The organism is Nocardioides renjunii, assembly GCF_034661175.1.
Classification (GTDB): domain Bacteria; phylum Actinomycetota; class Actinomycetes; order Propionibacteriales; family Nocardioidaceae; genus Nocardioides; species Nocardioides renjunii.
Genome location: NZ_CP141058.1, coordinates 3050720 through 3074942, shown reverse-complemented (window position 1 = coordinate 3074942; position 24223 = coordinate 3050720). Strand labels below are relative to the sequence as shown.

Below are 24223 nucleotides of genomic sequence, written 5' to 3'. Positions count from 1 at the left end.
GGGACGAGTGGAGCAGACGGGTACGACAGTGGGTCAGGTGACGGCCGGCCGGGCCGGGCCGTGGAGGGCGGCAGGGAGGATGACCTCGTCGAGCACGCGACCGACCAGCTCGGGGGTCACGGCCTCGCCGAGGAGGAAGGCGCGGTGCAGGACGATCCCGGCGAGCGCCGGTGCGACGATCGCGAGGTCGGCGTCGGGGTGAACCTCACCCCGCTCGCGGGCCCGCTCGTAGATGCAGCGCGAGGCCTCCATCTTGGGGCCGATGAAGTCGCGCCGGTAGACCTCGGCGAACTCAGGGTCGCGGCCCATGGCGGTGACGACCGCGGAGAGCACCGACTGCGCCTGCGGGTCGGAGATGCCGCCGTTGCCGCAGTAGGCGGCGAGGAGGTCGCCGCGCAGGCTGCCGGTGTCGGGCACGCTCGCGGTGGCGCTGTGGTGGCACATGACGGCTGCCACGACGAGCTCGGGCTTGCCCCGCCACCGTCGGTAGAGCGTGGCCTTCGACGCCTTCGCGCGGGTGGCGACGGCGTCCATCGTGAGCAGGTCGTAGCCGACCTCGGCGAGCACCTCGAGGGTGGCTGCCAGGATCTCCTGCTCGCGCTCGCCCTCCACGCGGGGGCGGGTGCCGGTCTCGATGGGGGTCATGCGGCCTTCCTGGTCGGAGACGTGACGGTCGTCACGATGAAACGGAACGGTTTCGTTTCCTCCAACAGCACCGTAGGCAGATCCATTCCGATGGAACAACTGCGTTTCATCCGGTCCAGACCACCTGGGTGCGCCGAGCTGCCGTGTCGCCGGCGGGCGGGTGTCGGTGAGCAGCGGCAGAATGGATCCCATGAGCGCGACCGACCAGCCCGACCTCGCCCGCGACGACGTCGCCGACGCCGCCGCTGTCACCGCAGCCCCGCCGGAGGTGCGCGAGCGTCACCGTGAGGTGAGCGAGCAGGTCGAGGACGCCCGCTGGCGCTACTACGTGCTCGACACGCCGACCCTGTCCGACGCCGACTTCGACACGCGCCTGCGCGAGCTGGAGGCGCTCGAGGACGACTACCCCGAGCTCCGCACCCCCGATTCCCCGACGCAGAAGGTCGGCGGCGCGGTGTCGACGGAGTTCACCGCCGTCGACCACCTGCAGCGGATGGAGAGCCTCGACAACGCCTTCTCCTACGACGAGCTCGAGGGGTGGTACGCCCGGTTGGCCCGCGAGGGCCTCGAGACGCCCGACCTGCTGTGCGAGCTCAAGGTCGACGGCCTCGCCATCAACCTGCTCTACGAGCGCGGCCGGCTGGTGCGCGGGCTGACCCGTGGCGACGGCCGCACCGGCGAGGACGTCACGCCCAACGTCAAGACCATCGACTCGGTGCCGCACCGGCTGACCGGCACCGACGAGTTCCCGGTGCCCGAGCTGCTCGAGGTCCGCGGCGAGGTGTTCCTGCCCGTCGAGGCGTTCGAGCGGCTCAACGTGACCATGACGGAGGCCGGTCGGCCCGCCTTCGCCAACCCCCGCAACGCCGCGGCCGGCTCCCTGCGCCAGAAGGACCCGCGGGTCACCGCGAGCCGCGACCTCGGCATGGTGTGCCACGGCATCGGCGAGCGCCGGGGCTTCGAGCCGAAGGCCCAGTCCCACGCCTACGAGGCGCTCGCGACCTGGGGCCTGCCGACCTCCGACCAGGTGCGCGTGGTGGGCACGCTCACCGAGGTGGAGGCCTACATCGAGAACGCCGGCGAGCACCGGCACTCGATCGTCCCCTACGAGATCGACGGCGTCGTGGTGAAGGTCGACGACGTGTCCCTGCAGCGCCGGATGGGCTCGACGTCGCGGGCGCCGCGGTGGGCCATCGCGTTCAAGTACCCGCCCGAGGAGGTCAACGCCCGCCTCCTCGCCATCGAGGTGCAGGTCGGCCGCACCGGCCGGGTCTCGCCGTTCGGGCGGATGGAGCCCACCCGGGTGGCCGGCTCGACGGTGGAGAAGGCCACGCTCCACAACGCCCACGAGGTACGCCGCAAGGACGTGCGCCCCGGCGACACCGTCATCCTGCGCAAGGCCGGCGACGTCATCCCGGAGATCGTCGGTCCCGTCCTGGCGCTGCGCCCCGAGGGGCTGGCCGAGTGGGTGATGCCCACGGAGTGCCCCGCCTGCGGCACCACGCTGGCCCAGCAGAAGGAGGGCGACCGCGACCTCCGCTGCCTCAACCACGAGGCCTGTCCCGCGCAGGTGCGCGAGCGGGTCTTCCACGTCGCGGGTCGCGGCGCCTTCGACATCGAGGGCCTCGGCTACGAGGCGGCGTCCGCGCTGCTGGCCTCGGGCGCCATCACCAACGAGGGCGACGTGTTCGACCTCGACGAGGCCCGCCTGCTGACGACCCCGCTGTTCACCCGGGCGCCCAAGAAGGGCGAGGAGGGCACGCACGTGTCCCCGGACGGGTCACGGGCGCTCACCGCCAACGGTCAGAAGCTGCTCGCCAACCTCGACAAGGCGACGGGCGCAGCGCTGTGGCGCGTGCTGGTCGCGCTGTCCATCCGGCACGTCGGCCCCACGGCCGCCCGGGCGCTGGCCCAGGAGTTCGGCTCGTGGCAGGCGATCGCGGCAGCCACCGAGGAGGAGCTCGCCGCCACCGAGGGCGTCGGGCCCACCATCGCCGCGGCGGTCGTCGAGTGGCGCGAGGTGCCGTGGCACCAGGAGATCGTGGCCAAGTGGTCGGGCCACCTGCCGCTGGCCGACGAGCGCGACGAGTCCGTGCCGCGCACCCTCGAGGGGCTCACGATCGTCGCGACCGGGTCCCTCCAGGGCTACACCCGCGACTCGGTCAAGGAGGCGATCATCACCCGCGGCGGCAAAGCGGCCGGATCGGTGTCGAAGAAGACCGACTACGTCGTCGTGGGCGAGAACGCCGGGTCCAAGGCCGAGAAGGCCGAGCAGCTCGGGGTGCCGGTCCTCGACGAGGAGCAGTTCACCCGGCTGCTGGAGCAGGGGCCTGCCGGCCTGTCCTGAGCCCGGGTGGGTGGCGGCCGGGGTCCGGGTGGCGCAGGATGCGGAGAGGAGCACCTGAACGACACACCTTGGGAGTCAGCATGCGTCTCGTCCGTCCACTCGTCCCCGTCCTGGTCGCGGCCGCCGGCCTCGCCGCGCCGCTCGCGCTCATCCCGGCGGCGGACGCCGCCGCCGAGACGTGCGCCGGCATCAGGGCCACGATCGTCGGCAACGACAAGGCGAACACCCTCACCGGCACCCCCCGCCGCGACGTGATCGACGGCCGCGGGGGCAACGACACCATCCGGGGCGTCGCGGGCAACGACGTCATCTGCGGCGGCGACGGGGCCGACTCGATCCTGGGCGGCGAGGGCAACGACCGCATCCTCGGCGAGAGCGACCTGCTCCGCGTCGACCAGTTCGGCCGAGTCGTGAAGCAGGGCGACACCGTCGCCGGCGGCCCGGGCGACGACGCCATCGACCTCGGCTACGACTCCCGACCGGCGGGCGAGGGCACCCGGGTGGTGCTCGACGGACTGTCCTATGCCAACGCGCCGGCGCCGGTCGTGGTCGACTTCCGCGCCGGCTCCACGGTGCCGATCGCCGCGGAGGGCAACGACGCCGTCACCGGCTACGACGCCGGCATCCGGATCGTCGCCACGCCGTTCGCCGACACGATCAAGGGCACCAACTCCGACGACGCGGTCCTCGCCCGTGGCGGCGACGACACCATCTTCGGGCGGGGCGGCGACGACACGATCGCCGCCGACGCCCCGGGCACGGTGGGCAACGACCGCATCTTCGGGGAGGCCGGTGACGACGACCTCAGCGGCACCGTCGGCATCGACACCTTCATCGGCGGGAGCGGCAGCGACACGTTGTCCTCCACCTCCGAGAGCCACCAGTCCTTCCGCGGCGGGAGCGGCGTCGACACCGTCACCTTCCCGATCCCGGTCGAGTCGGGCTTCGTGGCCAAGGGCCACGGCGGCCAGGACAAGCTGAGGCTGCTGCCCAGCTCCAACCCGGCGCTCAAGCCGACGGTCCGGATCGACCAGCAGCGGAAGAGCACCATCCGCGACCTCCTCCCGTTCACGCTCGAGGGCAGGATCACCGGCTTCAGCGACGTGGTGCTGCCCGCCCGGGCGCTGTCGATCTTCAAGGGCAGCAACGAGTCGGAGGTCGTCACCGCGCACCCCGACTACCGGGTCAAGGTCTACGGCCGCGGCGGCGCCGACGTGCTGACGGGCTCCGACGAGCCCGACCGGCTCGACGGCGGCAAGGGCTTCGACATCGCCCGGGGCCGCGGCGGCAACGACACCTGCAAGGCCGCGGAGAAGCGCTCGAGCTGCTGAGCCGACGCGCCAGCGCGTCCCTTCCCCCACCGCAGCGCGGAGGTGCACGATGCCAGCATGTCGCGCACCGGCAGGCTGCTCGTGCTCACGGCGGCCTGGGCCCTGCCGGTCGCGTGGGTGCTGACCGCGCTCCTCGCCGGTCCGTCCGACGGCACCACCCTGACGTCGTCGGTGTCGCCCCCGACCCCGGCCGGGGACCGGGGCGGGTCGGTGCGGGTCGCGCAGGCGTACGGCGACACGCCCCTGCTGCCGGGCGACGAGGTGCTGGCGGTGGAGGGCCGCACGCTCTCCGAGTGGGCCGCGGGCACCTCGCCCGAGCGGACGGTCGGCGACGTGGTCCGCTACGAGGTGCGCCGATCGGGTGAGGCGCTCGACCGCATCCAGCAGGTGGAGGTGACCCTGGTCCGCTACCCGCTCGGCGCGGCGGTGGGCGCCGAGCCCGCGGTGCCGCTCCTCGCGGCACTGCTCCTGCTGGTCGGGTCCGCGGTCTACTGGAGCAGGTCGCAGGCCACGTCCGCGCGGGCGTTCCTGGTGGCGGCGGCGCTCCTCCCGGCGACGATGACGTCCGCCCCCTTCGGCACGTCCGTCATCGACCTGGCCGGCAGCCGCGGGACCTGGCCGCAGGTCGTCGGCGAGGGCCTCGCCGCGCTCGGACTGGGCGCGCTGGTGGTGGCCGTGGCCGCGCTCGTGCCGTCCGCCCGACGCGGGTGGCTGGTCCCCGTCGCCGTCCTGGTCCCTGCCACGGCCTACGCCGTGTGGCTGACGTACGCGCTGGGCCGGTCCGAGGAGCCGGTGCTGCGGGTGCAGGCGCTGACCACGGTGGTGACCCCGGCCCTGTGGCTCGCCGTGCCCACCTTGGTGGTCGTGGCCGCCCTCGGCCACGCGGGCGCCGAGCGACGCGAGGACGTCCTCGCGACGCGCCTGGTGCTGCTCGGGCTCGCCGCCGGGGTGGGGGCGTGGGTGCTGCTGGGCCAGGTGCCGGCCTGGGTGACGGGGCGGGCGCCCCTGCCTCCCGACGTGCTGGCCGCAGCGTCGGCGGGTGTGGTGCTGGGGTGCCTGGCGGCCGCTGCGGCGCACTACCGGCTGGACGAGATCGAGCCCCGGGTGCGCCGCGGCCTCGTGCAGGCGCTGGTGCTGGTGGTGGTCAGCGGCGCGTTCGTCGTCCTGGCCCGCGCCGTGGACGCGGCCGCGGACATCTCCGTGGGCTCCATGCTGGTGGGAGGCCTGCTCGCGCTGCTCCTGCTCCCCGTCGCCGTGGCCGTCCAGCGGCTGGTGCGGCGCGTCGCCTACGGTGACCGCGAGTTCCCGCACCGGGTCGTCTCGGACCTACGCCGCCTGGACGCGGTGACGGCCCCGGAGGACGCGCTCGGGGAGGTCCTGGAGCTGCTGGCGCGGCGCCTGCACCTGTCGTACGCGGCCGTCGAGGTGTTCGCGACGCCGTCCTCCGAGGCGATCTCCGCCTCCATCGGTGCGGCCGGAGGGACCCCGGCCACGGTCGACCTCGCGGTGGGCGGGACGACCCTCGGCCGGCTGGCGGTCGAGGTGGACGTCGGCCACGACCCGTTCGGCCCCGGCGACCGACGCCTCCTGGAGGACGTCGGCGCGCAGGTGGGCGCGCTGGTGCAGGCCGTCCGGGCCAACCGCGACCTGCAGCTGTCACGCCAGCGCCTCATCGGCGCGCGGGAGGAGGAGCGGCGACGGCTCCGCCGCGACCTGCACGACGGCCTCGGGCCGTCGTTGGCCACCATGGCGATGCGGCTGGAGTCCGCGGGCGACCTCATCCACGCCGACCCCGGCCAGGCCGCCGACCTGGTGGCGCGGCTCTCGGACCAGGCGCGCGAGGACATCAGCGAGGTGCGGCGCCTCGTGGAGGGGCTCCGACCGCCCGCCCTCGACCAGCTCGGGCTGGTCTCCGCGCTGCGACACCTCGCGGCCGAGCACAGCGCGGGCGTCGGTGCCGTGGGCGTCCCGTGGACCGTGTCCGCCGACGACGACCTCGAGCCCCTGCCCGCGGCCGTGGAGGTCGCGGCGTACCGCATCGTGCTGGAGGCGGTGACCAACGTGCAGCGCCACAGCCGCGCCGATCGGTGCGAGGTGCGGCTCACCCGCGACGACGCCGCGCTGCACCTCGAGGTGGCCGACACGGGCGGGGGCCTGGCTCCCGACCGCCGCGCGGGTGTAGGCCTGTCCTCGATGCGTGAGCGGGCCGAGGAGCTCGGTGGCTCGTTCGAGGTGGCGCCGCGATCGGGCGGCGGCACCGTCGTCCGGGCGCGGCTGCCGCTCGGCGACGACTGAGGACCGGCACGAGGACGAGGAGGCGACGCGATGGACACGCACAGGGTGCTGATCGCCGACGACCACGAGGAGTTCCGGCACGGGCTGGAGGCGCTGCTGGCCGCCACGCCCGCGGTGGAGGTGGTCGGCACGGCCGCCGACGGCGCCCTCGCGGTCGCGATGGCTCTCGACCTGCAGCCTGACGTCGTCCTCATGGACCTGCACATGCCCCGGCTCAACGGGATCGACGCGACCGTCCAGATCGTCCGGTCCTCGCCCCACATCGGGGTGCTGGTGCTGACGATGATGGAGGACGAGGAGTCGGTGTTCGCGGCGGTCCGCGCGGGCGCCCGCGGCTACCTCCTCAAGGGAGCCCGCCGCCAGGAGATCACCCGCGCCGTCCAGGCGGTGGGCGCGGGCGAGGTGATCTTCGGGCCGGGGATCGCGGACCGCGTGATGACCTACTTCGCCGGGGCACGGAGCCGGCCGAGCGCCGACGCCTTCCCCGAGCTCACCGAGCGCGAGCGGGTCGTGCTCGGGCTGATCGCCGAGGGCAAGGAGAACGGCGAGATCGCACGGCAGCTCGACCTGTCGGTCAAGACGGTGCGCAACCACGCGAGCAACATCTTCGCCAAGCTGCAGGTCGCCCATCGCGCCCAGGCCATCGTCAAGGCACGCGACGCCGGGATGGGCTGACCCCGCCCGGACGTGGGCCCTGCCCGCCCGGTCAGCCGGAGCCGTCGCGGCACCCGCCCTGGAGGCGGGCGTCGTCGCGCGCGTCCGCGCCCACCGCCCGGGCCTGGACGGGATCGGGGTAGACGACGTCGGCGCCGAACTCGACGGCGAACTCGCCCGTGATGATGCACGCCGAGGTGCGCGCGGGGTCGACCGTGGTCAGCGCCTGCACCAGGCGGTAGACCTCGGACGGGGAGAGGTCGGTCTGCAGCCCCGACATCGCGGCCAGGGCGGCCTGCTCCATGAAGCCCTCCTCGTCCTCGGCGGCCCTCAGGCGCGCCAGCACGCCGAGCAGCAGCCGCTGGTGGTTGGCGGCGCGGTCGAAGTCGCTGGCGGGGAGCCCCTCGCGGGTCGTGACGTAGTCGAGCGCCTGCTCGGCGTCGAACGTGTTGGGGCCGCGACGGACGTCGACGCCGCCCTCCTCGGTGGTGAAGGCGAAGGGCGACTCGACCGTCACGTCGCCGACCGCGCGCATCATGGTGCGGAACCCGTCGAACCCGGTCACGAGGACCACCTCGGGCGTGATGCCGAGCAGGTCCTCGACCTCCTGCGCCGCCCCCTCGGGGCCACCCTCCTGCAGGGCGGTGCTGATCCGCGCGCGACCGGAGGGCAGCTCGACGTAGAGGTCGCGGGGGAGCCCGATGGCCACCGCGTGGCCGGTCTTCCAGCGGACCCCGATGAGCTGGATGGCGTCGGTCCGGCCGGTCATCACGTCCTCGCCCGGGGCGGCCTCCGACCCGAGGGCGAGGACCCAGAGGACCCCCTCGCCGGCGTCGACCGCCTTGGCGGTGCCGATGGTCGTCAGGCTGATCGTGGTCGGCTGCACCGACGCGGCCGGTACGACGAGGGCGACGGCCGCGAGGACCGCGAGCCGGGTGAGGAGCCGGACGAGGCGCGTCATGGCGCGGACTCCGTCTCGGCGGACTGCCCGCCGCCGTCGTCGAACCTGACGTCGTAGCCGAAGATCGACCAGGTGCCACTGTCGGCGTCGAGCAGGAACCGGCCGTCGAGGACGAGCGGGCGGGTGCGGCCGTCCTCCATCGTGGCCTCGAAGGCGAAGTGGACGGTCGCCGTGCCGCCGTGGACCTCGCCGGACCGGGTGAGGAAGGAGAGCCGGGCGTCGAGCTCGGTGGCGCGCACGTCCGTGGCGTCCTGCACCTTCGTCGCCGTCAGCCGCCTGATGTCGCCAGCCGCGGACCGGGCCGCGCCACTGGTGAACGCCTCGAACGAGCCGACGAACTCCTGGCGTGGGAAGTCGCCGAGGAACGCCTTCACGACGTAGGTGGACAGCACGTCACCGACGGCCCCCTCGAGCTCCGCGCGGGTGGCCTCGTCGAGGCGCTCGGCGCCGGCGACGGTCTGCACGCGGAGCGCGGCGGACTCGGGGCCGGGCGTCTCGCGGTCCTCCGGCACGTCGCGCGGCGAGCACCCTGCCGCCAGGCAGGCGATCGCCACGACGACGCCGACCCGCAGGGTGCGGGCCGGGCGGAGTCGGAGGTGGCCCATGGCGTTCATCATGACCGACGCGCCCGCCTGCTGCCTCAACTCGCCGGGACCGTGTTGGCGAGCGGGAGGTCGAAGTCGGCGACGTTGTCCCGCGCCGGGTGGCGATCACCGACCGGTCCGCGCGCGAACTCCCGCACGAGCGTGCCGGTCACGGTCTGCGTGAAGCGCCGCGTGGCCGCGCCGAGCGGACGCTCGCACCGGTCGACCATGGCGCACCCCCACCGGAGGGTCCCGGCGCTGAACACGCCTGCACCTGAGGGCGCCGTGTAGTAGACCGACTGGGCGGAGGTGGCGACGCCCCGGCACGCGTACGGCGAGTGGCTCAGCACCTGCATCGGTCGCGGGAGGCGCTCGTCGGGGTAGACCCGGTCCGCCTCGCCGCCGACGAGGCCCGCCACGCGGTCACCGCGGCGTACGCCGGTGCCACGGAACCCCCACCACCCCGGGCTCGCCACGACGTAGTCGGTGTCGACGGGGTAGCACTCGTACTGCATGCCGACGAGGTCGTGCTCGGGCCGGGGGACCGGCGGGTCGCGGAACCGGGCGGTGGTGTCCTCCGACCCCGTCGGCCGCACCGGGTCGGCGTGCGCGTCGTGCCGGTAGCCGACCATCACCCGGGCCGGGACCGACCCGCGGGCAACGAGGCGCACCCGCCAGTACATGGTGTTGGCGCCGAGGAAGACGAGGTTGGTGCCGGCGGCCCGGGCATCGAGGACGACGTCGCGCATGGTGGTGGTCCAGTACTCGTCGTGGCCCATCGAGACGTACCCCCGGGCCCCCTGCAGCGCCCGGGGCGTCGTGTGCAGGTCGACGTTGGTGAAGTAGGACAGGGGCACGCCGGTCGCCTCGGCGCGGACGACAACCGGGATCGCGGCCAGGCGGTAGTCGTTGACGCTGCCCATGCCCTGGTAGGGGCGGTCGAAGCTGACCGCGTGGCTGCGGGTGTCGCCGTTCGCGCCCGTGTAGAGGCTGTAGCCGCCCCAGGTGTTGTAGGCCTGCCACGTGGTCACCGGCGCGACGAGGGCGACGGTGCCCGCCGCCGACGGCGACGTCACGACGTAGGGCACCTGCGTCTCCCAGCCGGTGTCGGTGCGGAGCCGGAAGACGTGGAGGCCGGGCTCCCAGGTGGTCGTGTCGACGGTGAGGTCGCGCGTCCACGGCGCCACCACGGTGCGGGTCGAGGCCGGGGCGAAGCGGGGTGCCGGCTGGAGGCGCCCGACCCGGAAGCCCGACTCCCAGACGAACGCGCTCGTGCCGCCGGCGTACGACCCGATGCGCCACGCCGACACCTGGTAGCCGCCCTCGGTGGTCGACACCTTCAGGCCCACGAGCGTGCCCGGCACGCCGCCGGCGTGCGTGGTGTAGGCCGCCACCTCGCCGTGCTCGGCGGGCCGGCGCATCCGCCAGCCCTCCGAACCCCGCGGCTGCGGGGGAGCGGTCCGCGGCTCCTGCGCCTCGACCCGCGAGGACGCCCCGCCGGTGGCGGACGGCTGCCCCCCGCCGACCGCCACCGACCCCCGTCCGGCCTCGCAGCCCGCCAGCCCCGCCAGCCCCACCAGCAGGCAGGCGAGCACCGATGCCGTCCCCGCTCCCGTCGTCCCTCGTGGCCTCATGGCGCAGACGATGCGTCGCGGGCCGGTCCCGGGGCGCGGGGCTGCGGTCCCGGCGACCCGGGACGCTCGGGCCGCCGGTCCCGACCGGTCGCGGTCGGGGGAGAGGCGTGGACCTAGGATTGCCGGCATGCCCGAGATCTCCCGCGACGAGGTGGCCCACCTGGCCGACCTCGCCCGCATCGACCTCTCCGACGCCGAGCTCGACCACCTCGCCCCGCAGCTGAGCGTGATCCTCGAGTCCGTCGCCTCCATCAACGGTGTCGCCGGGGACGACGTGCCGCCCACGTCGCACGCGATCCCGCTGACCAACGTCTTCCGCGAGGACGTCGTGGTGCCGGGCCTGTCCGCCGAGGAGGCCCTCGCAGGCGCGCCGGCGGTCGAGGGTCACCGCTTCTCGGTGCCCCGCATCCTCGGTGAGGAGGCCTGATGACCACGCCCGCCTCCGTCACCTCCACCGCGGCCGAGCTGTCCGCGGCCCTCGTCGACGGGTCCACCACCAGCGTCGAGCTGACCGAGCTCCACCTCGACCGCATCGCCGAGGTCGACGGCGCGGTCCACGCGTTCCTCCACGTCGACCGGGACGGCGCGCTCCTCCAGGCCGCGGAGTCCGACGCCCGCCGTGGCCGCGGCGAGGAACGCGGCCCGCTGGACGGCGTACCGATCGCGGTCAAGGACGTCCTCGCCACCCGTGGCCTGCCCACCACCTGCGGGTCCAGGATCCTCGAGGGCTGGGTCCCGCCCTACGACGCGACCGTCGTGCAGCGCCTGCGCGTCGCGGGCCTGCCCATCCTGGGCAAGACCAACATGGACGAGTTCGCGATGGGCTCCTCCACCGAGCACTCGGCCTACGGGCCCACCCGCAACCCGTGGGACCTCGACCGGATCCCCGGCGGGTCCGGCGGCGGCTCGGCCGCGGCCGTCGCGGCCTTCGAGGCGCCCCTGGCCATCGGCACCGACACCGGCGGGTCGATCCGCCAGCCCGGCGCCGTCACCGGGACCGTCGGCGTGAAGCCGACCTACGGCGGCGTGTCCCGCTACGGCCTCGTCGCCCTGGCCAACAGCCTCGACCAGGCCGGCCCGGTCACCCGCACGGTGCTCGACGCGGCGATGCTCCACGACGTCATCGGCGGGCACGACCTGCGCGACTCCACCTCGATCAAGCAGGAGTGGCCCTCCTTCACCGAGGCGGCCCGCACCGGCGCGAGCGGTGACATGACCGGAGTCAAGGTCGGCGTGGTCACCGAGCTGGCCGGCGACGGCTGGCAGCGCGGCGTGGTGGGACGCTTCGACGAGTCCGTCGAGCTGCTGGTCAAGGCCGGCGCCGAGGTCGTGGAGGTCTCCTGCCCCTCCTTCGTGCACGCGCTCGCGGCCTACTACCTGATCCTCCCGGCCGAGGCCTCGAGCAACCTGGCGAAGTTCGACGCCATGCGCTTCGGCCTGCGCGTCACACCCGACGGCGACCCGAGCGCGGAGGACGTCATGCGCGCGACCCGCGACGCCGGCTTCGGCGACGAGGTCAAGCGCCGCATCATCCTCGGCACCTACGCGCTCTCCAGCGGCTACTACGACGCCTACTACGGCCAGGCGCAGAAGATCCGCACGCTGATCAGCCGCGACTTCGACGCGGCCTTCGCGCAGGTCGACGTGCTGGTCTCGCCCACGGCGCCGACCACGGCGTTCCGGCTCGGCGAGAAGCTCGACGACCCGATGGCGATGTACCTCAACGACCTCGCCACCATCCCCGCCAACCTCGCCGGCGTGCCCGGGATCTCGGTCCCCAACGGCCTCGCCGAGGAGGACGGCCTGCCCAGCGGCTTCCAGGTGCTCGCACCGGCGCTGGCCGACGACCGCGTCTACCGCGTCGGCGCCGCGCTCGAGGCCCTCCACCAGCAGGAGTGGGGTGGCTCCCTCCTCGACCGGGCGCCCGCCCTGGCCGCTGCTCCGACCACCGAGGTGCGCTGACGTGACCGACACCCTGATGCCCTTCGACGACGTGCTGGCGGCCTACGACCCCGCCATCGGCCTCGAGGTCCACGTCGAGCTCAACACCGCCTCGAAGATGTTCTGCGGCTGCCCGGCGACCTTCGGCGGCGAGCCCAACGCCGGGGTGTGCCCGACCTGCCTCGGCCTGCCGGGCGCGATGCCGGTCGTCAACGGCAAGGCCGTGGAGTCCGCGATCCGGATCGGGCTCGCGCTCAACTGCGAGATCGCCGAGTGGTGCCGCTTCGCGCGGAAGAACTACTTCTACCCGGACATGCCGAAGAACTTCCAGACCTCGCAGTACGACGAGCCGATCGCCTTCGACGGCTGGATGGACGTCACGGTCCCGACCGAGGGCGGTGAGGACGAGGTCGTCCGCGTCGAGATCGAGCGCGCCCACATGGAGGAGGACACCGGCAAGTCGCTGCACGTCGGCGGCGCCACCGGCCGCATCCACGGCGCCGACCACTCGCTCGTCGACTACAACCGTGCCGGCATCCCGCTCATCGAGATCGTCACCCGCCCGATCCTCGGTGCGGGGGAGCGGGCCCCGGAGGTCGCCCGGGCCTACGTCGCGCAACTGCGCGAGCTGATCGTGGCGCTCGGCGTCTCCGAGGCGCGGATGGACCAGGGCAACCTGCGCGCCGACGTCAACCTGTCGCTGTCGCCGAAGGACAGCGGCGTGCTCGGCACCCGCACCGAGACCAAGAACGTCAACTCCTTCCGCTCGGTCGAGCGGGCGGTCCGCTTCGAGATGCAGCGCCACGCCGCGATCCTCAGCGGCGGTGGCTCGATCCTGCAGGAGACCCGCCACTGGCACGAGGACACCGGGGTCACCACGAGCGGTCGCGAGAAGTCCGACGCCGAGGACTACCGCTACTTCCCCGAGCCCGACCTGGTGCCCGTCGCGCCGAGCCGCGAGTGGGTCGAGGAGCTGCGCGGCACGCTCCCGGAGAACCCGACCGCACGACGTGCGCGGCTGCAGGCCGAGTGGGGCTTCAGCGACCTCGAGATGCGCGACACCGTCGGTGCCGGCGCGCTCGGGCTGGTCGAGGAGACCATCGCCCAGGGTGCCGCTCCGCAGGCCGCCCGCAAGTGGTGGCTCGGCGAGCTCGCGCGGCGCAGCAACGAGGACGGCGTCGACCTCGTCGACCTGCCCATCACCCCCGCCGACGTCGCGCGCATCCAGGCGCTGGTCGACGAGGGCACGGTCAACGACAAGCTGGCCCGACAGGTCTTCGAGGGCGTGCTGGCCGGGGAGGGCACCCCGGACGAGGTCGTCGAGCGTCGCGGGCTGGCCGTCGTGTCCGACGACGCCGCGCTCGGCGCCGCCGTCGACGCCGCCATCGCCGCCAACCCCGCCGTCGCCGACAAGATCCGCGACGGCAAGGTGGCCGCGGCCGGGGCGCTCATCGGCGCAGTGATGAAGGAGATGCGCGGGCAGGCCGACGCCGGTCGCGTGCGGGAGCTGATCCTCGAGAAGCTCTCCTGACCCCTCCCCCCGGGAGGTGCCGCGCGGTCTAGACAACTTGTTAGGGTGCTCGCGCGTCACAGTGGTCACATCACCAACCAACGCTCGCACCACCCGGGGGACGGTTCGCGCCGTCGTACGTCGTCGCGCCTTCCCTCCGCGAGCGGGAAGGAAGTCATGCACCATCGCAACCGACCCATCCGTACGGCGGCCCTCGCCCTGTCGACCGCCGCCCTGGGGATCGGCGTCCTCGCCGCCCCGCCGGCCTCGGCGGACCCGTCGCCGGCCCTCCGTGCCGCCCAGGCGGCCGCGTCCACCGACAGCACGCCCTCGACGATCGCCGCCGAGTGGATCGCCGGGGAGCTCAGCAACGGGCTCATCACGACCCCGCAGGGCCCCGACTTCGGTCTCACCATCGACACCGGCCTGGCGCTCGCGACCGTCGCCAGCCAGGGCGGCACCGTCACGGCGATCAACAACTCGCTCGAGCCGCGCATCGGTGAGTACGTCGGTGACGGGACGAAGGAGTCCTACGCCGGGGCGCTGGGCAAGGCCGCGACCTTCGCCCGCACCGCCAAGAAGAACCCGACCAGCTACGGCGGCGTCAACCTGATCGCCCGGCTGGAGGAGCGCACGGCCAACGTGCCGGCGGACCCGGCTGCCGAGCCGCAGGCCGCCGCCTTCGCTGGCCGGATCTTCGACAAGTCGGAGTTCGGCAACTTCGCGAACGTCGTCGGGCAGTCCTACGCCGTGCGCGCGCTGACGCTGGCCGGGTCCGCCGAGGCGGGCGCGGCTCGCGACTTCCTGCTCAAGCAGCAGTGCGCCTCGGGCTACTTCCGGCTCGACTTCGCCAAGGCCGACGTGCCGAACCAGTCGTGCACGGAAGGTGCCGCGGGGAGCGAGGCCGACCCGGACGCCACCGCCCTCGCGGTGATCAACCTGGTCGAGTCCGGCGACAGGAGCGCCGCGGTCCAGGGCGCCCTGGCCAAGGCCGGCACGTGGCTGGCCGAGCGTCAACGTGGCAGCGGCGCGATCCGCAGCGCCGGCCCCGGGGCCTCGATCAACACCAACTCCACCGCCGTGGGCGGCTACGCCCTGGGCCTGCTCAAGAACCGCGACGCGGCCCTCAAGGCGGCGCTGTGGATCCGCAAGAACCAGCCGGTCGACAAGTACAAGTGCCGCACCGCGCTGACCAAGGACACGGGCGCCGTCGCCTACCGCAGGGACCGCGTCACCGCGGCCACCACCACCGGGATCCCGGCCGACGCCCGAGGCGAGTGGCGCCGCGCCACCGCCCAGGCGATCCTCGGCCTGCAGTTCGCCCCGGCCAGCAAGGACAAGCTGCGCATCGTGTCCGTGCGTCGTGAGGCCCGGGCCGGCGACAACGTGCAGTTCCAGGTCTACGGCCTGGCGCCCAGCGAGAGCGCCTGCATGCAGGTCAAGGGCGACTTCCTGCGCGTGAAGGGCAAGAAGTCGGGCGCGAAGATCGTGCGCAAGCTGCAGCTGCCCACCGGCAACCAGCGGCGCGTCGCGCTCGTCAAGACGTCCGACGACGAGGCGCGGACGTCCCTCCGGGTCCGCAACTGACCCACTGCTCCACCGCTCGATCGAGCGCACCGGCCCGGCGTCCCACGACGCCGGGCCGACGTGCGTCCCGGGGCGCGCGAGGGTTACGCTTCGCCCGCCGCACCCGTCCGGGTCGGCACCAGTCACGCCCGAGGTGGGGAAAGCCGGTCCGAAACCGGCGCTGACCCGCAACCGTGGGCACGGGCCACGTCCCGTGCAAGCCGGAACACCCGCCTCGCCGCGTCATGATCACCATCGCTGTCGAGGAATGCAGCGAGGCGAACGGCTCCGGCCTTCCCTCGTTGTCGCAGTGAGGGAAGGGAACATGAAGCTCACCTCCGGCCTGGCGGTCGTCGCCCTCGCCGCTGCGACCCTGGCCCCGAGCGCCGCCGCGGCCGCTCCGGTGCCGCCCACCCAGCTCGTCACCGACTGGATCGGCACCCAGCTCACCGACGGCGTCGCCCTCGGCAGCTTCGGCGCGGACGTCGGCCTGAGCATCGACGCGGGCCTCGCGCTCGACGCCACCGGGCGCAGCGCGGACGCCGCGCGCGTCGCGGACGCGATCGCGGGCAGGCTGGTGTCCTCACCCACCAACCCGTACGGCTATGTGCAGTCCGACGAGTACGACTCCGACCCGCCCTACGACTTCACGCAGATCGGCTACTACGCCAACGCCACCGCCAAGGCGGCCGCCTTCACCCAGCGCATCGGGCGCGACGCGGCCACCGCGTACGCCGCGGTGAACCTGGTCGACCAGCTCGAGGACCTGACCGACGACACCACCGGCGTCGTCGGCGACGACAGCTCCTTCGGCGACTACGCCAACACCATCGGCCAGGCCTTCGCCGCCGAGGCGCTGACGGTCGCCGGGTCGCCGGAGGCCTCGGACGCCACGGCAGCCCTGCTGGCGCAGCAGTGCCCCGCCGGCTACTTCCGCTTCGACCTCGACGCCGCTGCGTGCGCGGCCGACGCCACCGGCGTCGCGCCCGACACCACCGGGCTCGCCGTGCTCTCGCTGCTCGAGTCCGGCAACACCTCGCCCGAGGTGACCGCAGCGATCGCCGAGGCCACCGCGTGGCTGGAGTCGGTCCAGCGCGCGGACGGGTCGCTGGAGGGTGACTCGTCCACTCCGGGTGCCAACTCCAACAGCACCGGGCTCGCCGGCTGGGCGCTCGGCCGCGCAGGTCGGCAGGCCTCCGCCGCGAAGGCTGCCGCGTGGGTGCGGAGCCTGCAGGTCGCCGACGCCGGCGCCTGCGCAAGCCGGGCGCCCACGGGGGCCATCGCCTACAACGCGGCGGACCTGACCGCCGCACGCGTCGACGGCATCGCCGGAAACGCCACCGTGCGCGACACGTGGCGCCGCGCCTCCTTCCAGGCCGCCCCCGCGCTGCTGTGGGCGCCGGCCGCGAGCACCTCGCTCGGCGTCTCGGCCCCCGTCACCGCGGTCGAGAAGAGCACCGTCACCGTCACCGTCCGCGGCGTCGCGGCGGGCGAGCAGGCGTGCGTGAGCTTCGGCAGCGACGCCCGACGCGTCGTCGGCACGGGCTCGGACCTGGCCGTCGCGTTCACCCTGCCTGCGGGAGCGGCCGCCCACACGTTCACCGTGGCCACGCTCGGCGGCACCACCACCGCCACGACCAGCGCGACGGCCGTGCCGGCCGTGCCCCCGGCCGTGCCCCCGGCCGCGCCGATGGTGGGCGACCTCGACGTGAGCCGGACCGAGAAGGTCCGCAAGAACCGCTTCAAGGTCGACCTGACGTGCGAGAGCGCCCAGCCCTGCTTCGGCAAGCTCACGGTGAGCACGGCCGGCAAGGTGAGGCTCGGGAAGGCGAAGAAGGTCGTGACCGTCGCCAGGCGGAGCTACGCCATCGCCCCCGGAGCCGAGAAGAAGCTCGTCCTCACCCTGACCAAGCCGGCCCGCAAGCTCCTCGCCCGAGGCACCGTCAAGGTGAAGGCCGTGCAGACCGCGTCGGGGGCCCGGCGGGCGGTCACTACGTTCAGGCTCAAGGCCGCCAAGGGCTGATGCACCGATGAGCGCCTCGAGGATGCGGTCCCTCACCCGGGCACTGGCCGTGGCCGTGCTCGGTGCAGGACCGGTCCTGCTCGCCCCGACGGCGGTCCTCGCGCCCGCTGACGCGGCCACCTGCACCTCGGCCGGTGGCGTCAGCGTGGTCGTCGACTACCGCGAGCTCGGCGGGGGCACCACCACCGCGTGCGCGGCCGACGGCGGCGGCAGGACCGCTGACGCGATCTTCGCCTCCGTCGGGGTCGGCATCTCCTACGCGACCCGGCAGCCGGGCTTCGTGTGCCGCGTCAACGGAGTGCCCACCGCGGACCCGTGCGTCAACGCCTCGCCGGTCGACGCCTACTGGGGCCTGTGGTGGTCCGACGGCTCTGCCGGATCGTGGACGTACTCGTCCTCCGGCGTCGGCGGTCTGACCGTCCCCGCCGGCGGGTCGGTCGGCTGGTCCTGGAAGCAGGGCACGGGCAACGCCGTACCGCCCGGCGTGGCGCCGCCGGTGGCCCCCGCGCCCACGCCTTCCCCGTCCCCGACCGCCTCCCCGTCGTCCCCGACCCCGACGACCGGTGGCCAGGGCAACGGCGGCGGTGGCGGTGGCGGTGGCGGCAAGGGCGGCAGCAACGGTGGCGGCAACAGTGGGGGCACGGGCGGCTCGGGCGGGACCGGCGGCGGGTCGTCGCCGAGCCCGTCCCCGACCGCGACCCCGTCCGGTTCCCCGACGGCGTCGCCCTCCGAGTCGCCCTCCGGGTCGCCTGCCGAGTCGCCCTCGCAGTCGTCGCCGAGCGACCCCACCGAGTCGCCCCTGGCCTCTGAGTCTCCCAGCGACTCACGGTCCAAGAATGCCGCCCGGGACGGCTCCCTCGACGATGAGTCTCCTGGAGACTCAAGCGCCAGTGAGGACCCCACGGCCGCCGATCCCGGCTCTGAGTCTCCGGGAGACTCAAGTCCCAGTGCTCCCACGGAGGCCGGTCGACCGGCTGCCGACGAGCCGGCCAAGGTGCCGGCCGCGGTGACGTGGGGTGTCGTCGCCCTGCTCGCGATCGCGATCGTGGTCAGTGGCGTCGTGGCGCGTCGTAGACGGGGGGTCTGACGCGCCGTGCCCGGACCGGCCGTGCCCGTGACGGGACTGCCGCGTGACCTGCACCCGATCGCCTGGTGGTCCTGGGCGATCGGGCTGGCCACTGCTGCGTCCCTGACCACCAACCCGCTGGTGCTGATCCTCGTCATGGGGTCGGCGACGGTCGTGGTGATGGCACGCCGGTCCGGGCATCCCTACGGCCGGTCGTTCCGGCTGTACGCCCTGCTCGCCGCCATGACGGTGGTCCTCCGGGTGGTGTTCCGGATCGTCTTCGGCGGCCAGGCGGTCGGCCACGTGCTGCTGGAGCTGCCCGAGGTCCCGCTGCCCGACTGGGCGGCCGGGATCCGGCTGCTCGGGCCGGTCACCAGCGAGGCGCTGCTCGCCGGGCTCTACGACGGCCTCCGGCTCGCCGCGATCATCCTGTGCGTCGGAGCGGCCAACTCGCTCGCGAACCCCAAGCGGCTCCTCGCGTCGGTGCCCCCGGCGCTCTACGAGATCGGCACCGCGATGGTCGTCGCCGTGACGATCTTCCCGCAGCTCGCCGACAGCGCCCGCCGGGTCCGCGCCGCCCAGGCGCTCCGCGGCGGTACGACGACCGGTGTCGCGCGCCTGCGCCGCTTCCTCGTCCCGGTCCTCGAGGACGCGCTCGAGCGCTCCCTCGCGCTGGCCGCCGGCATGGACACCCGCGGCTACGGTCGCTCCGGGGGAGCGACGCCCCGCGAGCGCCGGCTCACCGGATCGCTGCTGCTGCTCGCGCTGACCGGCATCTGCGTCGGGACCTACGCGTGGCTCGACCCGACCGCCCCGCGCGTCCTCGCCCTGCCGATGCTTGGCGCGGGCGTGGCGGTGGCCGTGCTGGGGATGGTCAGCGCCGGCCGCCGGGTGCAGCGGACCCGCTACCGCCCCGATCCGTGGCGCGCACCGGAGCTGCTGACCGTCGCCACCGGGGTGGTCGTGGCCGTGCTGGGCTGGTACGTCGCCCACACGCAGGTCGCCGTCGCCTACCCGGGCGTCGACGTGGCGCCGTACCTCTCCCCGCTCGCCCTCGCCGTCGGCGTCCTGGGCGCCGTCCCGGCCGTCGCCACGCCGGTCCCGGCCAGCGCCCTGGCCCAGCTCGAGGCGACGGCATGATCGAGCTGCGCGACATCGGCCTGCGCTACGCCGAGCACCACGTCCTCCGCGGCGTCGACCTCACCCTCGACGAGGGTGAGCTGGTCCTCGTCTCCGGGCGGACCGGCGTCGGGAAGTCGACGCTCCTCGGCGTGGTGACCGGCCTCGTGCCGAGGTTCACCGGCGGCGTCCTCACCGGCGACGTCCTGCTCGACGGCCGCAGCATCGTGGACCAGCCGCCGCGGGAGCGGGCGCACCTCGTCGGCTACGTGGGCCAGGACCCGCTCTCGGGCTTCGTCGCCGACACGGTCGAGGAGGAGCTGGCCTACGGCATGGAGCAGCTCGGGACCGCTCCCGAGACGATGCGGCGCCGGGTCGAGGAGACGCTCGACCTGCTCGGCATCGCCGACCTCCGCGCCCGGGACCTCCGCACCCTCTCCGGTGGCCAGCAGCAGCGGGTCGCCATCGGCTCCGTCCTCACCACGCATCCCCGCGTCCTCGTGCTGGACGAGCCGACGTCGGCCCTCGACCCCACCGCGGCCGAGGACGTCCTCGCGACCATCACCCGGCTGGTCCACGACCTCGGCCTGACCGTGCTGCTCGCCGAGCACCGGCTCGAGCGGGTCGTGCCGTTCGCCGACCGCATCTGCCTGGTCACCGGCGACGGCTCCGTCCGCGTCGACGAGCCCCAGCAGGTGCTCCGGGACTCGCCGGTGGCGCCGCCGCTGGTCGAGCTGGGCCGCCTCGCCGGCTGGGAGCCGCTGCCGCTGACGGTGCGCGACGCCCGGCGGCACGCCCGCTCGCTGCCGGAGCTCGTCGCTCCCGACCCCACCCCTGCCGTGGCGTCCCCGGCGCTGCTCGCGGCGCGCGGCGTCACGGTCGTCCACGGCTCCCACGCCGCGGTCCGCGACCTGGACCTGACGCTCGCGGCCGGTCAGGTGACCGTGCTGATGGGTCGCAACGGGTCCGGCAAGTCCAGCCTCATCTGGGCGCTGCAGGGCACGGGTCGGCGCCGCTCGGGCACCGTCGACGTCGACGGTCGCGACCCCGCCGCCCTCGCGCCCGCCGAGCGTCGTACACGCGTCGGGCTCGTGCCGCAGACGGCCGCCGACCTGCTCTACCTCGAGACGGTCGACGAGGAGTGCGCCGCCGCGGACACCGGCGCCGATGCCGCGCCCGGCACCTGCCGCGCCCTCCTCGACCGGCTGGCGCCCGGGATCGACCCGCGGATCCACCCGCGCGACCTCTCCGAGGGCCAGCGGCTCGCGCTCGCCCTGTCGATCGTCCTCACCGCCCGCCCGCCGGTCGTGCTGCTCGACGAGCCCACGCGCGGCCTGGACTACGCCGGCAAGGGCGAGCTCGCCCGCATCGTCGCGGGCCTCGCCGAGGACGGGCACGCGGTGCTGCTCGCGACCCACGACGTGGAGTTCGCGGCCCACGTCGCCGACGAGGTGGTCGTGATGGCCGAGGGCGAGGTCGTCTCCAGCGGACCGCCGCGTCGGGTGCTCGCCGAGTCGCCGTCGTTCGCGCCGCAGGTCACCAAGGTCCTCGGCGCCCCGTGGCTCGTCGTGGAGGAAGTGGCCGCCGCGCTCGGGACGAGGGACGCCCGATGAGCATCCTCGATCGCACGACCCCGGCGACGGGTGTCGCCCTGCCGATCGGGCCGCGCACCGCCGCCGTCCTCGTCGTCGCCTCGCTCGCCGGGCTGATGATGCTCTGCTGGCCGTTCCTGCTCGTCGCCCAGCCGGGCGAGCGGGTCGAGCCGCCGTTCGTGTTCCTCGTGCTGCTCCCCGTCGTGGTGGTCGTCGTCCTCGCCGAGATGGGGGAGGGCGGGATGGACTCGCGGGTCCTCGCGGTGCTCGGCGTCCTCTCGGCCATCAACGCCGTGATGCGCGCCCTCGGTGCGGGCACGGCCGGCATCGAGCTGGTGTTCTTCCTGCTCATCCTGGGCGGGCGGGTGTTCGGCGCCGGCTTCGGCTTCGCGCTCGGCTGCACGTCGCTGTTCGCCTCGGCGCTCCTCACCGCGGGCGTCGGCCCGTGGCTGCCGTTCCAGATGATCTGCGCCGCCTGGGTCGGGATGGGCGCCGGGCTGCTCCCGCGGCGCGCCGGCGGGCGGGCCGAGATCGCGATGCTCGTGGTCTACGCCGTCGTCGCCTCCTACGCCTACGGCCTCCTGATGAACCTCAGCTCCTGGCCGTTCGCGCTGGGCATCGCCGTGCCCGGCCACGAGGGGTCGCTGGCCTACGTCGCCGGGGCGCCGGTGCTGGAGAACGCGCACCGGTTCCTCGTCTACACGCTGCTCACCTCGACCGGCGGCTGGGACACCGGTCGCGCGATCACGACCGCGGTCGCCGTCGTCGTCCTCGGCCCGGCCATCCTCACCACGCTGCGTCGCGCCGCGCGTCGCGCCGTCGTACGCCCGGGCTGACGCGCCCGGCAGCGGGTCAGGGACGGACCTGGATGATCCGGTCGTCCGCGGGCGTCGGCTCGCCGCGACCGTCCTGGTTGGAGGTGGTCACCCACAGCAGCCCGTCGGGGGCCGTGGCCACCGTGCGCAGCCGGCCGTAGTCCTCGGTGAAGAACGCCGTCGGCCGGGCCGCCTTGCCGGCCGCCGTGACCGTGATCCGCCACAGGCGCTGGCCGCGGAGCCCGGCCATCCAGAGGTGCCCGTCGGCGTACGACAGCCCGCTGGGGGACGCCTGCTCGACCGGCCAGACGAGCTGGGGGTCGATGAACTGCTTCCGACCGCCCCGCCCCTCGACCTCGGGCCAGCCGTAGTTGCCGCCCTTCTCGACGAGGTTCAGCTCGTCCCAGGTGGAGTCGCCGAACTCGGAGGCCCACAGCCGGCCCTCGTCGTCCCAGGCAAGGCCTTGCACGTTGCGGTGGCCGAGCGACCAGACGGGGGAGCCGGGGTCGGGGTTGCCGGGCGCCGGCTCGCCGTCCGGGGTGATGCGCAGGATCTTCCCGGCCAGGCTGTCGGGGTCCTGCGCGAGCGCGGGGTCGCCGGTCTCGCCGGTGGTGACGTAGAGGTGGCCGTCCGGGCCGAACGCGATGCGCCCGCCGTCGTGGATGAAGCCGGCCGGGATGCCGTCGAGGACCACGCTCGGCTCACCGAGCCTGGAGCCGTCGAGCTCGGCCCTGACGACGCGGTTGTCGGTGCCGGTCGTGACGTAGAAGAACAGCGTCCGGTCGGTGTCGAAGTCCGGGGAGACCGCGACGCCGAGCAGGCCGGCCTCGCCCTGCGGCACGGCCGAGGTGATGGCGCCGAGGCGGCTCAGCGTGCCGTCCGCGGTGACCTGCAGGACCCGCCCGGTCATCCGCTCGGTGACGACCGCGGCGCCGTCGGGCAGGAAGTCGACGCCCCACGGCACCTCGAGGAGGTCGACGAGGGTGCCGACGGCCCGCGGTTCCCGGTCGCCCCCGGTGCCGGGCTTGCCGCCGTCGTCCGACCCGCCGGACTGCCCATCGTTCCCGGGCTCCTCGGTCGGCGTCGGCTGGCTGGGTGCGTCGGTCGGCTGGGTCGTGCGGGGGATCGGCGCGGGCGTGTTGTCGGCACAGCCGGCGGTGGCGAGCGCGAGCGCCAGTGAGCCGAGGGCCAGTCGCGATCTCATGTCGCGATTGTGCCGGGTGTCGCCGAACGTCCTCGCTCGACGTCGTCGGCGTCCGGGCCCGCCGGCGGCTCACCGGGCGCCGACCCGGAACGGGTGGCGCCGATGGAGGCCGCGACGACACACGCGATCGCGATCCACTGGACCGGCGGGAGGTGCTCCTGCAGCACGACGATGGCGGCGAGCGCCGCGGCGGCGGGCTCGAGGCTCATCAGGATCCCGAAGACGGCCGGCCGGAGGCTGCGCAGCGCGACCAGCTCGCAGCTGTAGGGGATGACCGAGCTCAGCAGCCCGACCAGCGCGCCGATCAGCAGGACGCGGCCGTCCCACAGGCTCGTCCCGGCGGTGAGCAGGGCGGGCAGGGTCATCGCGAGCGCCGCGACGACGCTGGCGACCGCCAGCCCGTCGAAGCCCGCCCAACGCCGCCCGGTGCTGGCGCTCAGCAGGATGTACGCCGCCCACGCCGCGCCAGCCAGCAGGGCGTACACGACTCCCAGCGGGTCGAGGCCCGTGCGCTGGAAGCCGAGCAGCGCCACCCCGGCGCCGGCCAGCAGGACCCAGACCAGGTCGCGGGCGCGGCGCGACCCCACGACGGCCAGCGTCAGTGGTCCGATGAACTCGATCGTCACCGCGATGCCGAGCGGGATGCGCGAGAAGGACTGGTAGATCGCCCAGTTCATGGTGGCCAGGCTCGCGCCGAAGCCGAGGACGACCAGCCAGTCCTGGCGGGTGCGTCCGCCCAGGCGCGGGCGGGCGACCGCGGCGAGCACGAGGGCGCTGGTGACCAGCCGCAGCCACACCATGGCCGTCGGCGAGATCTCCCCGAACAGGCCCTTGGCAATGGCGGCGCCGAGCTGGACCGACAGGATGCCGATGAGGACCAGTCCGACGGGGCCGAGGAGGTCTCGGCTCGGTCGGGAGGTCACCGGGCAAGCCTAT

Annotated in this window: 19 protein-coding genes; 13 read left to right on the top strand and 6 right to left on the bottom strand. The window is 74.2% G+C overall.

The features are described from left to right. Nucleotides 1-33 precede the first annotated feature (33 nt). The gene (locus SHK17_RS14680) at nucleotides 34-645 is read right to left on the bottom strand and encodes a TetR/AcrR family transcriptional regulator (RefSeq protein WP_172265008.1); all 612 of its coding nucleotides are present in this window, start codon (nucleotides 643-645) and stop codon (nucleotides 34-36) included. 190 nt (nucleotides 646-835) lie between these two features. Between SHK17_RS14680 and ligA the strand changes: the two genes are divergently transcribed. From ligA to SHK17_RS14660, 4 genes are all read left to right on the top strand, one after another. Then, nucleotides 836-2992 carry an NAD-dependent DNA ligase LigA gene (gene ligA / locus SHK17_RS14675; protein ID WP_322425668.1) on the top strand — a complete coding sequence of 719 codons (2157 nt, stop codon included), beginning with the start codon at nucleotides 836-838 and terminating at the stop codon, nucleotides 2990-2992. 80 nt (nucleotides 2993-3072) lie between these two features. Then, complete coding sequence (locus SHK17_RS14670) at nucleotides 3073-4323, top strand: calcium-binding protein (RefSeq protein WP_322919715.1); 1251 nt, start codon at nucleotides 3073-3075, stop codon at nucleotides 4321-4323. A 57-nt stretch (nucleotides 4324-4380) separates the two neighbouring features. After that, nucleotides 4381-6618, top strand: a complete 2238-nt coding sequence (locus SHK17_RS14665) for a sensor histidine kinase (protein ID WP_322919714.1) — start codon at nucleotides 4381-4383, stop codon at nucleotides 6616-6618. A gap of 30 nt (nucleotides 6619-6648) precedes the next feature. Further along, nucleotides 6649-7293: a response regulator gene (locus SHK17_RS14660; protein WP_172264996.1), complete on the top strand. Its 645-nt coding sequence runs from the start codon at nucleotides 6649-6651 to the stop codon at nucleotides 7291-7293. A gap of 31 nt (nucleotides 7294-7324) precedes the next feature. On the opposite strand, the gene SHK17_RS14655 is transcribed toward SHK17_RS14660, so the two are convergent. Genes SHK17_RS14655 through SHK17_RS14645 form a run of 3 tightly spaced genes read right to left on the bottom strand, consistent with a single transcriptional unit; the run spans nucleotide 7325 to nucleotide 10451 of the window. After that, on the bottom strand, nucleotides 7325-8233 hold the full coding sequence (locus SHK17_RS14655) for an LCP family protein (RefSeq protein WP_172264993.1): 909 nt from the start codon (nucleotides 8231-8233) through the stop codon (nucleotides 7325-7327). Next, complete coding sequence (locus SHK17_RS14650; protein ID WP_322919713.1) at nucleotides 8230-8838, bottom strand: hypothetical protein; 609 nt, start codon at nucleotides 8836-8838, stop codon at nucleotides 8230-8232. Before SHK17_RS14650 ends, SHK17_RS14655 begins: the two co-directional genes overlap by 4 nt. A 35-nt stretch (nucleotides 8839-8873) precedes the next feature. After that, the gene (locus SHK17_RS14645) at nucleotides 8874-10451 is read right to left on the bottom strand and encodes a N,N-dimethylformamidase beta subunit family domain-containing protein (protein WP_322919712.1); all 1578 of its coding nucleotides are present in this window, start codon (nucleotides 10449-10451) and stop codon (nucleotides 8874-8876) included. 127 nt (nucleotides 10452-10578) lie between these two features. On the opposite strand from SHK17_RS14645, the gene gatC reads away from it, so the two are divergent. The 9 genes from gatC (at nucleotide 10579) to SHK17_RS14600 (ending at nucleotide 22104) form a co-directional block, all read left to right on the top strand. Beyond that, nucleotides 10579-10878, top strand: a complete 300-nt coding sequence (gatC, locus tag SHK17_RS14640; RefSeq protein ID WP_172264984.1) for an Asp-tRNA(Asn)/Glu-tRNA(Gln) amidotransferase subunit GatC — start codon at nucleotides 10579-10581, stop codon at nucleotides 10876-10878. Beyond that, nucleotides 10878-12413 (top strand): Asp-tRNA(Asn)/Glu-tRNA(Gln) amidotransferase subunit GatA, encoded by a 1536-nt coding sequence (gene gatA, locus SHK17_RS14635; RefSeq protein ID WP_172264981.1) that lies wholly within the window; start codon nucleotides 10878-10880, stop codon nucleotides 12411-12413. Before gatC ends, gatA begins: the two co-directional genes overlap by 1 nt. Nucleotides 12414-12429: 16 nt before the next feature. Next, on the top strand, nucleotides 12430-13923 hold the full coding sequence (gene gatB, locus SHK17_RS14630; RefSeq protein WP_172265426.1) for an Asp-tRNA(Asn)/Glu-tRNA(Gln) amidotransferase subunit GatB: 1494 nt from the start codon (nucleotides 12430-12432) through the stop codon (nucleotides 13921-13923). Between the two features lie 156 nt (nucleotides 13924-14079). Then, entirely contained in the window at nucleotides 14080-15489 is a 1410-nt protein-coding gene (locus tag SHK17_RS14625) for a prenyltransferase/squalene oxidase repeat-containing protein (RefSeq protein WP_172264978.1), read from the top strand. Nucleotides 15490-15793: 304 nt separating this feature from the next. Then, nucleotides 15794-17491: a prenyltransferase/squalene oxidase repeat-containing protein gene (locus tag SHK17_RS14620; RefSeq protein ID WP_322919711.1), complete on the top strand. Its 1698-nt coding sequence runs from the start codon at nucleotides 15794-15796 to the stop codon at nucleotides 17489-17491. 7 nt (nucleotides 17492-17498) lie between these two features. After that, nucleotides 17499-18578 (top strand): hypothetical protein, encoded by a 1080-nt coding sequence (locus tag SHK17_RS14615; protein ID WP_322919710.1) that lies wholly within the window; start codon nucleotides 17499-17501, stop codon nucleotides 18576-18578. A 6-nt stretch (nucleotides 18579-18584) separates the two neighbouring features. Beyond that, on the top strand, nucleotides 18585-19697 hold the full coding sequence (locus tag SHK17_RS14610) for an energy-coupling factor transporter transmembrane component T (RefSeq protein WP_322919709.1): 1113 nt from the start codon (nucleotides 18585-18587) through the stop codon (nucleotides 19695-19697). Beyond that, nucleotides 19694-21289, top strand: coding sequence for an ABC transporter ATP-binding protein (locus tag SHK17_RS14605; RefSeq protein WP_322919708.1), 1596 nt, complete (start codon nucleotides 19694-19696; stop codon nucleotides 21287-21289). Before SHK17_RS14610 ends, SHK17_RS14605 begins: the two co-directional genes overlap by 4 nt. After that, nucleotides 21286-22104 carry an ECF transporter S component gene (locus tag SHK17_RS14600; RefSeq protein ID WP_322425658.1) on the top strand — a complete coding sequence of 273 codons (819 nt, stop codon included), beginning with the start codon at nucleotides 21286-21288 and terminating at the stop codon, nucleotides 22102-22104. The genes SHK17_RS14605 and SHK17_RS14600 overlap by 4 nt, the downstream gene beginning before the upstream one ends. A 16-nt stretch (nucleotides 22105-22120) precedes the next feature. Here SHK17_RS14600 and SHK17_RS14595 read toward each other — a convergent pair whose 3' ends face one another. Then, the gene (locus tag SHK17_RS14595) at nucleotides 22121-23287 is read right to left on the bottom strand and encodes a PQQ-dependent sugar dehydrogenase (protein ID WP_322919707.1); all 1167 of its coding nucleotides are present in this window, start codon (nucleotides 23285-23287) and stop codon (nucleotides 22121-22123) included. Beyond that, nucleotides 23284-24210 (bottom strand): EamA family transporter, encoded by a 927-nt coding sequence (locus SHK17_RS14590; protein WP_322919706.1) that lies wholly within the window; start codon nucleotides 24208-24210, stop codon nucleotides 23284-23286. Before SHK17_RS14590 ends, SHK17_RS14595 begins: the two co-directional genes overlap by 4 nt. Between the last annotated feature and the right edge of the window lie 13 nt (nucleotides 24211-24223).

Coding starts and splice junctions, on each gene's coding strand:
- gatA (WP_172264981.1), top strand. CDS start 10,878: ATGACCACGCCCGCCTCCGTCACCTCCACCGCGGCCGAGCTGTCCGCG.
- SHK17_RS14665 (WP_322919714.1), top strand. CDS start 4,381: ATGTCGCGCACCGGCAGGCTGCTCGTGCTCACGGCGGCCTGGGCCCTG.
- SHK17_RS14650 (WP_322919713.1), bottom strand. CDS start 8,838: ATGGGCCACCTCCGACTCCGCCCGGCCCGCACCCTGCGGGTCGGCGTC.
- SHK17_RS14655 (WP_172264993.1), bottom strand. CDS start 8,233: ATGACGCGCCTCGTCCGGCTCCTCACCCGGCTCGCGGTCCTCGCGGCC.
- SHK17_RS14670 (WP_322919715.1), top strand. CDS start 3,073: ATGCGTCTCGTCCGTCCACTCGTCCCCGTCCTGGTCGCGGCCGCCGGC.
- SHK17_RS14600 (WP_322425658.1), top strand. CDS start 21,286: ATGAGCATCCTCGATCGCACGACCCCGGCGACGGGTGTCGCCCTGCCG.
- SHK17_RS14680 (WP_172265008.1), bottom strand. CDS start 645: ATGACCCCCATCGAGACCGGCACCCGCCCCCGCGTGGAGGGCGAGCGC.
- gatB (WP_172265426.1), top strand. CDS start 12,430: ATGCCCTTCGACGACGTGCTGGCGGCCTACGACCCCGCCATCGGCCTC.
- ligA (WP_322425668.1), top strand. CDS start 836: ATGAGCGCGACCGACCAGCCCGACCTCGCCCGCGACGACGTCGCCGAC.
- SHK17_RS14595 (WP_322919707.1), bottom strand. CDS start 23,287: ATGAGATCGCGACTGGCCCTCGGCTCACTGGCGCTCGCGCTCGCCACC.
- SHK17_RS14645 (WP_322919712.1), bottom strand. CDS start 10,451: ATGAGGCCACGAGGGACGACGGGAGCGGGGACGGCATCGGTGCTCGCC.
- SHK17_RS14660 (WP_172264996.1), top strand. CDS start 6,649: ATGGACACGCACAGGGTGCTGATCGCCGACGACCACGAGGAGTTCCGG.
- SHK17_RS14620 (WP_322919711.1), top strand. CDS start 15,794: ATGAAGCTCACCTCCGGCCTGGCGGTCGTCGCCCTCGCCGCTGCGACC.
- gatC (WP_172264984.1), top strand. CDS start 10,579: ATGCCCGAGATCTCCCGCGACGAGGTGGCCCACCTGGCCGACCTCGCC.
- SHK17_RS14625 (WP_172264978.1), top strand. CDS start 14,080: ATGCACCATCGCAACCGACCCATCCGTACGGCGGCCCTCGCCCTGTCG.
- SHK17_RS14605 (WP_322919708.1), top strand. CDS start 19,694: ATGATCGAGCTGCGCGACATCGGCCTGCGCTACGCCGAGCACCACGTC.
- SHK17_RS14615 (WP_322919710.1), top strand. CDS start 17,499: ATGAGCGCCTCGAGGATGCGGTCCCTCACCCGGGCACTGGCCGTGGCC.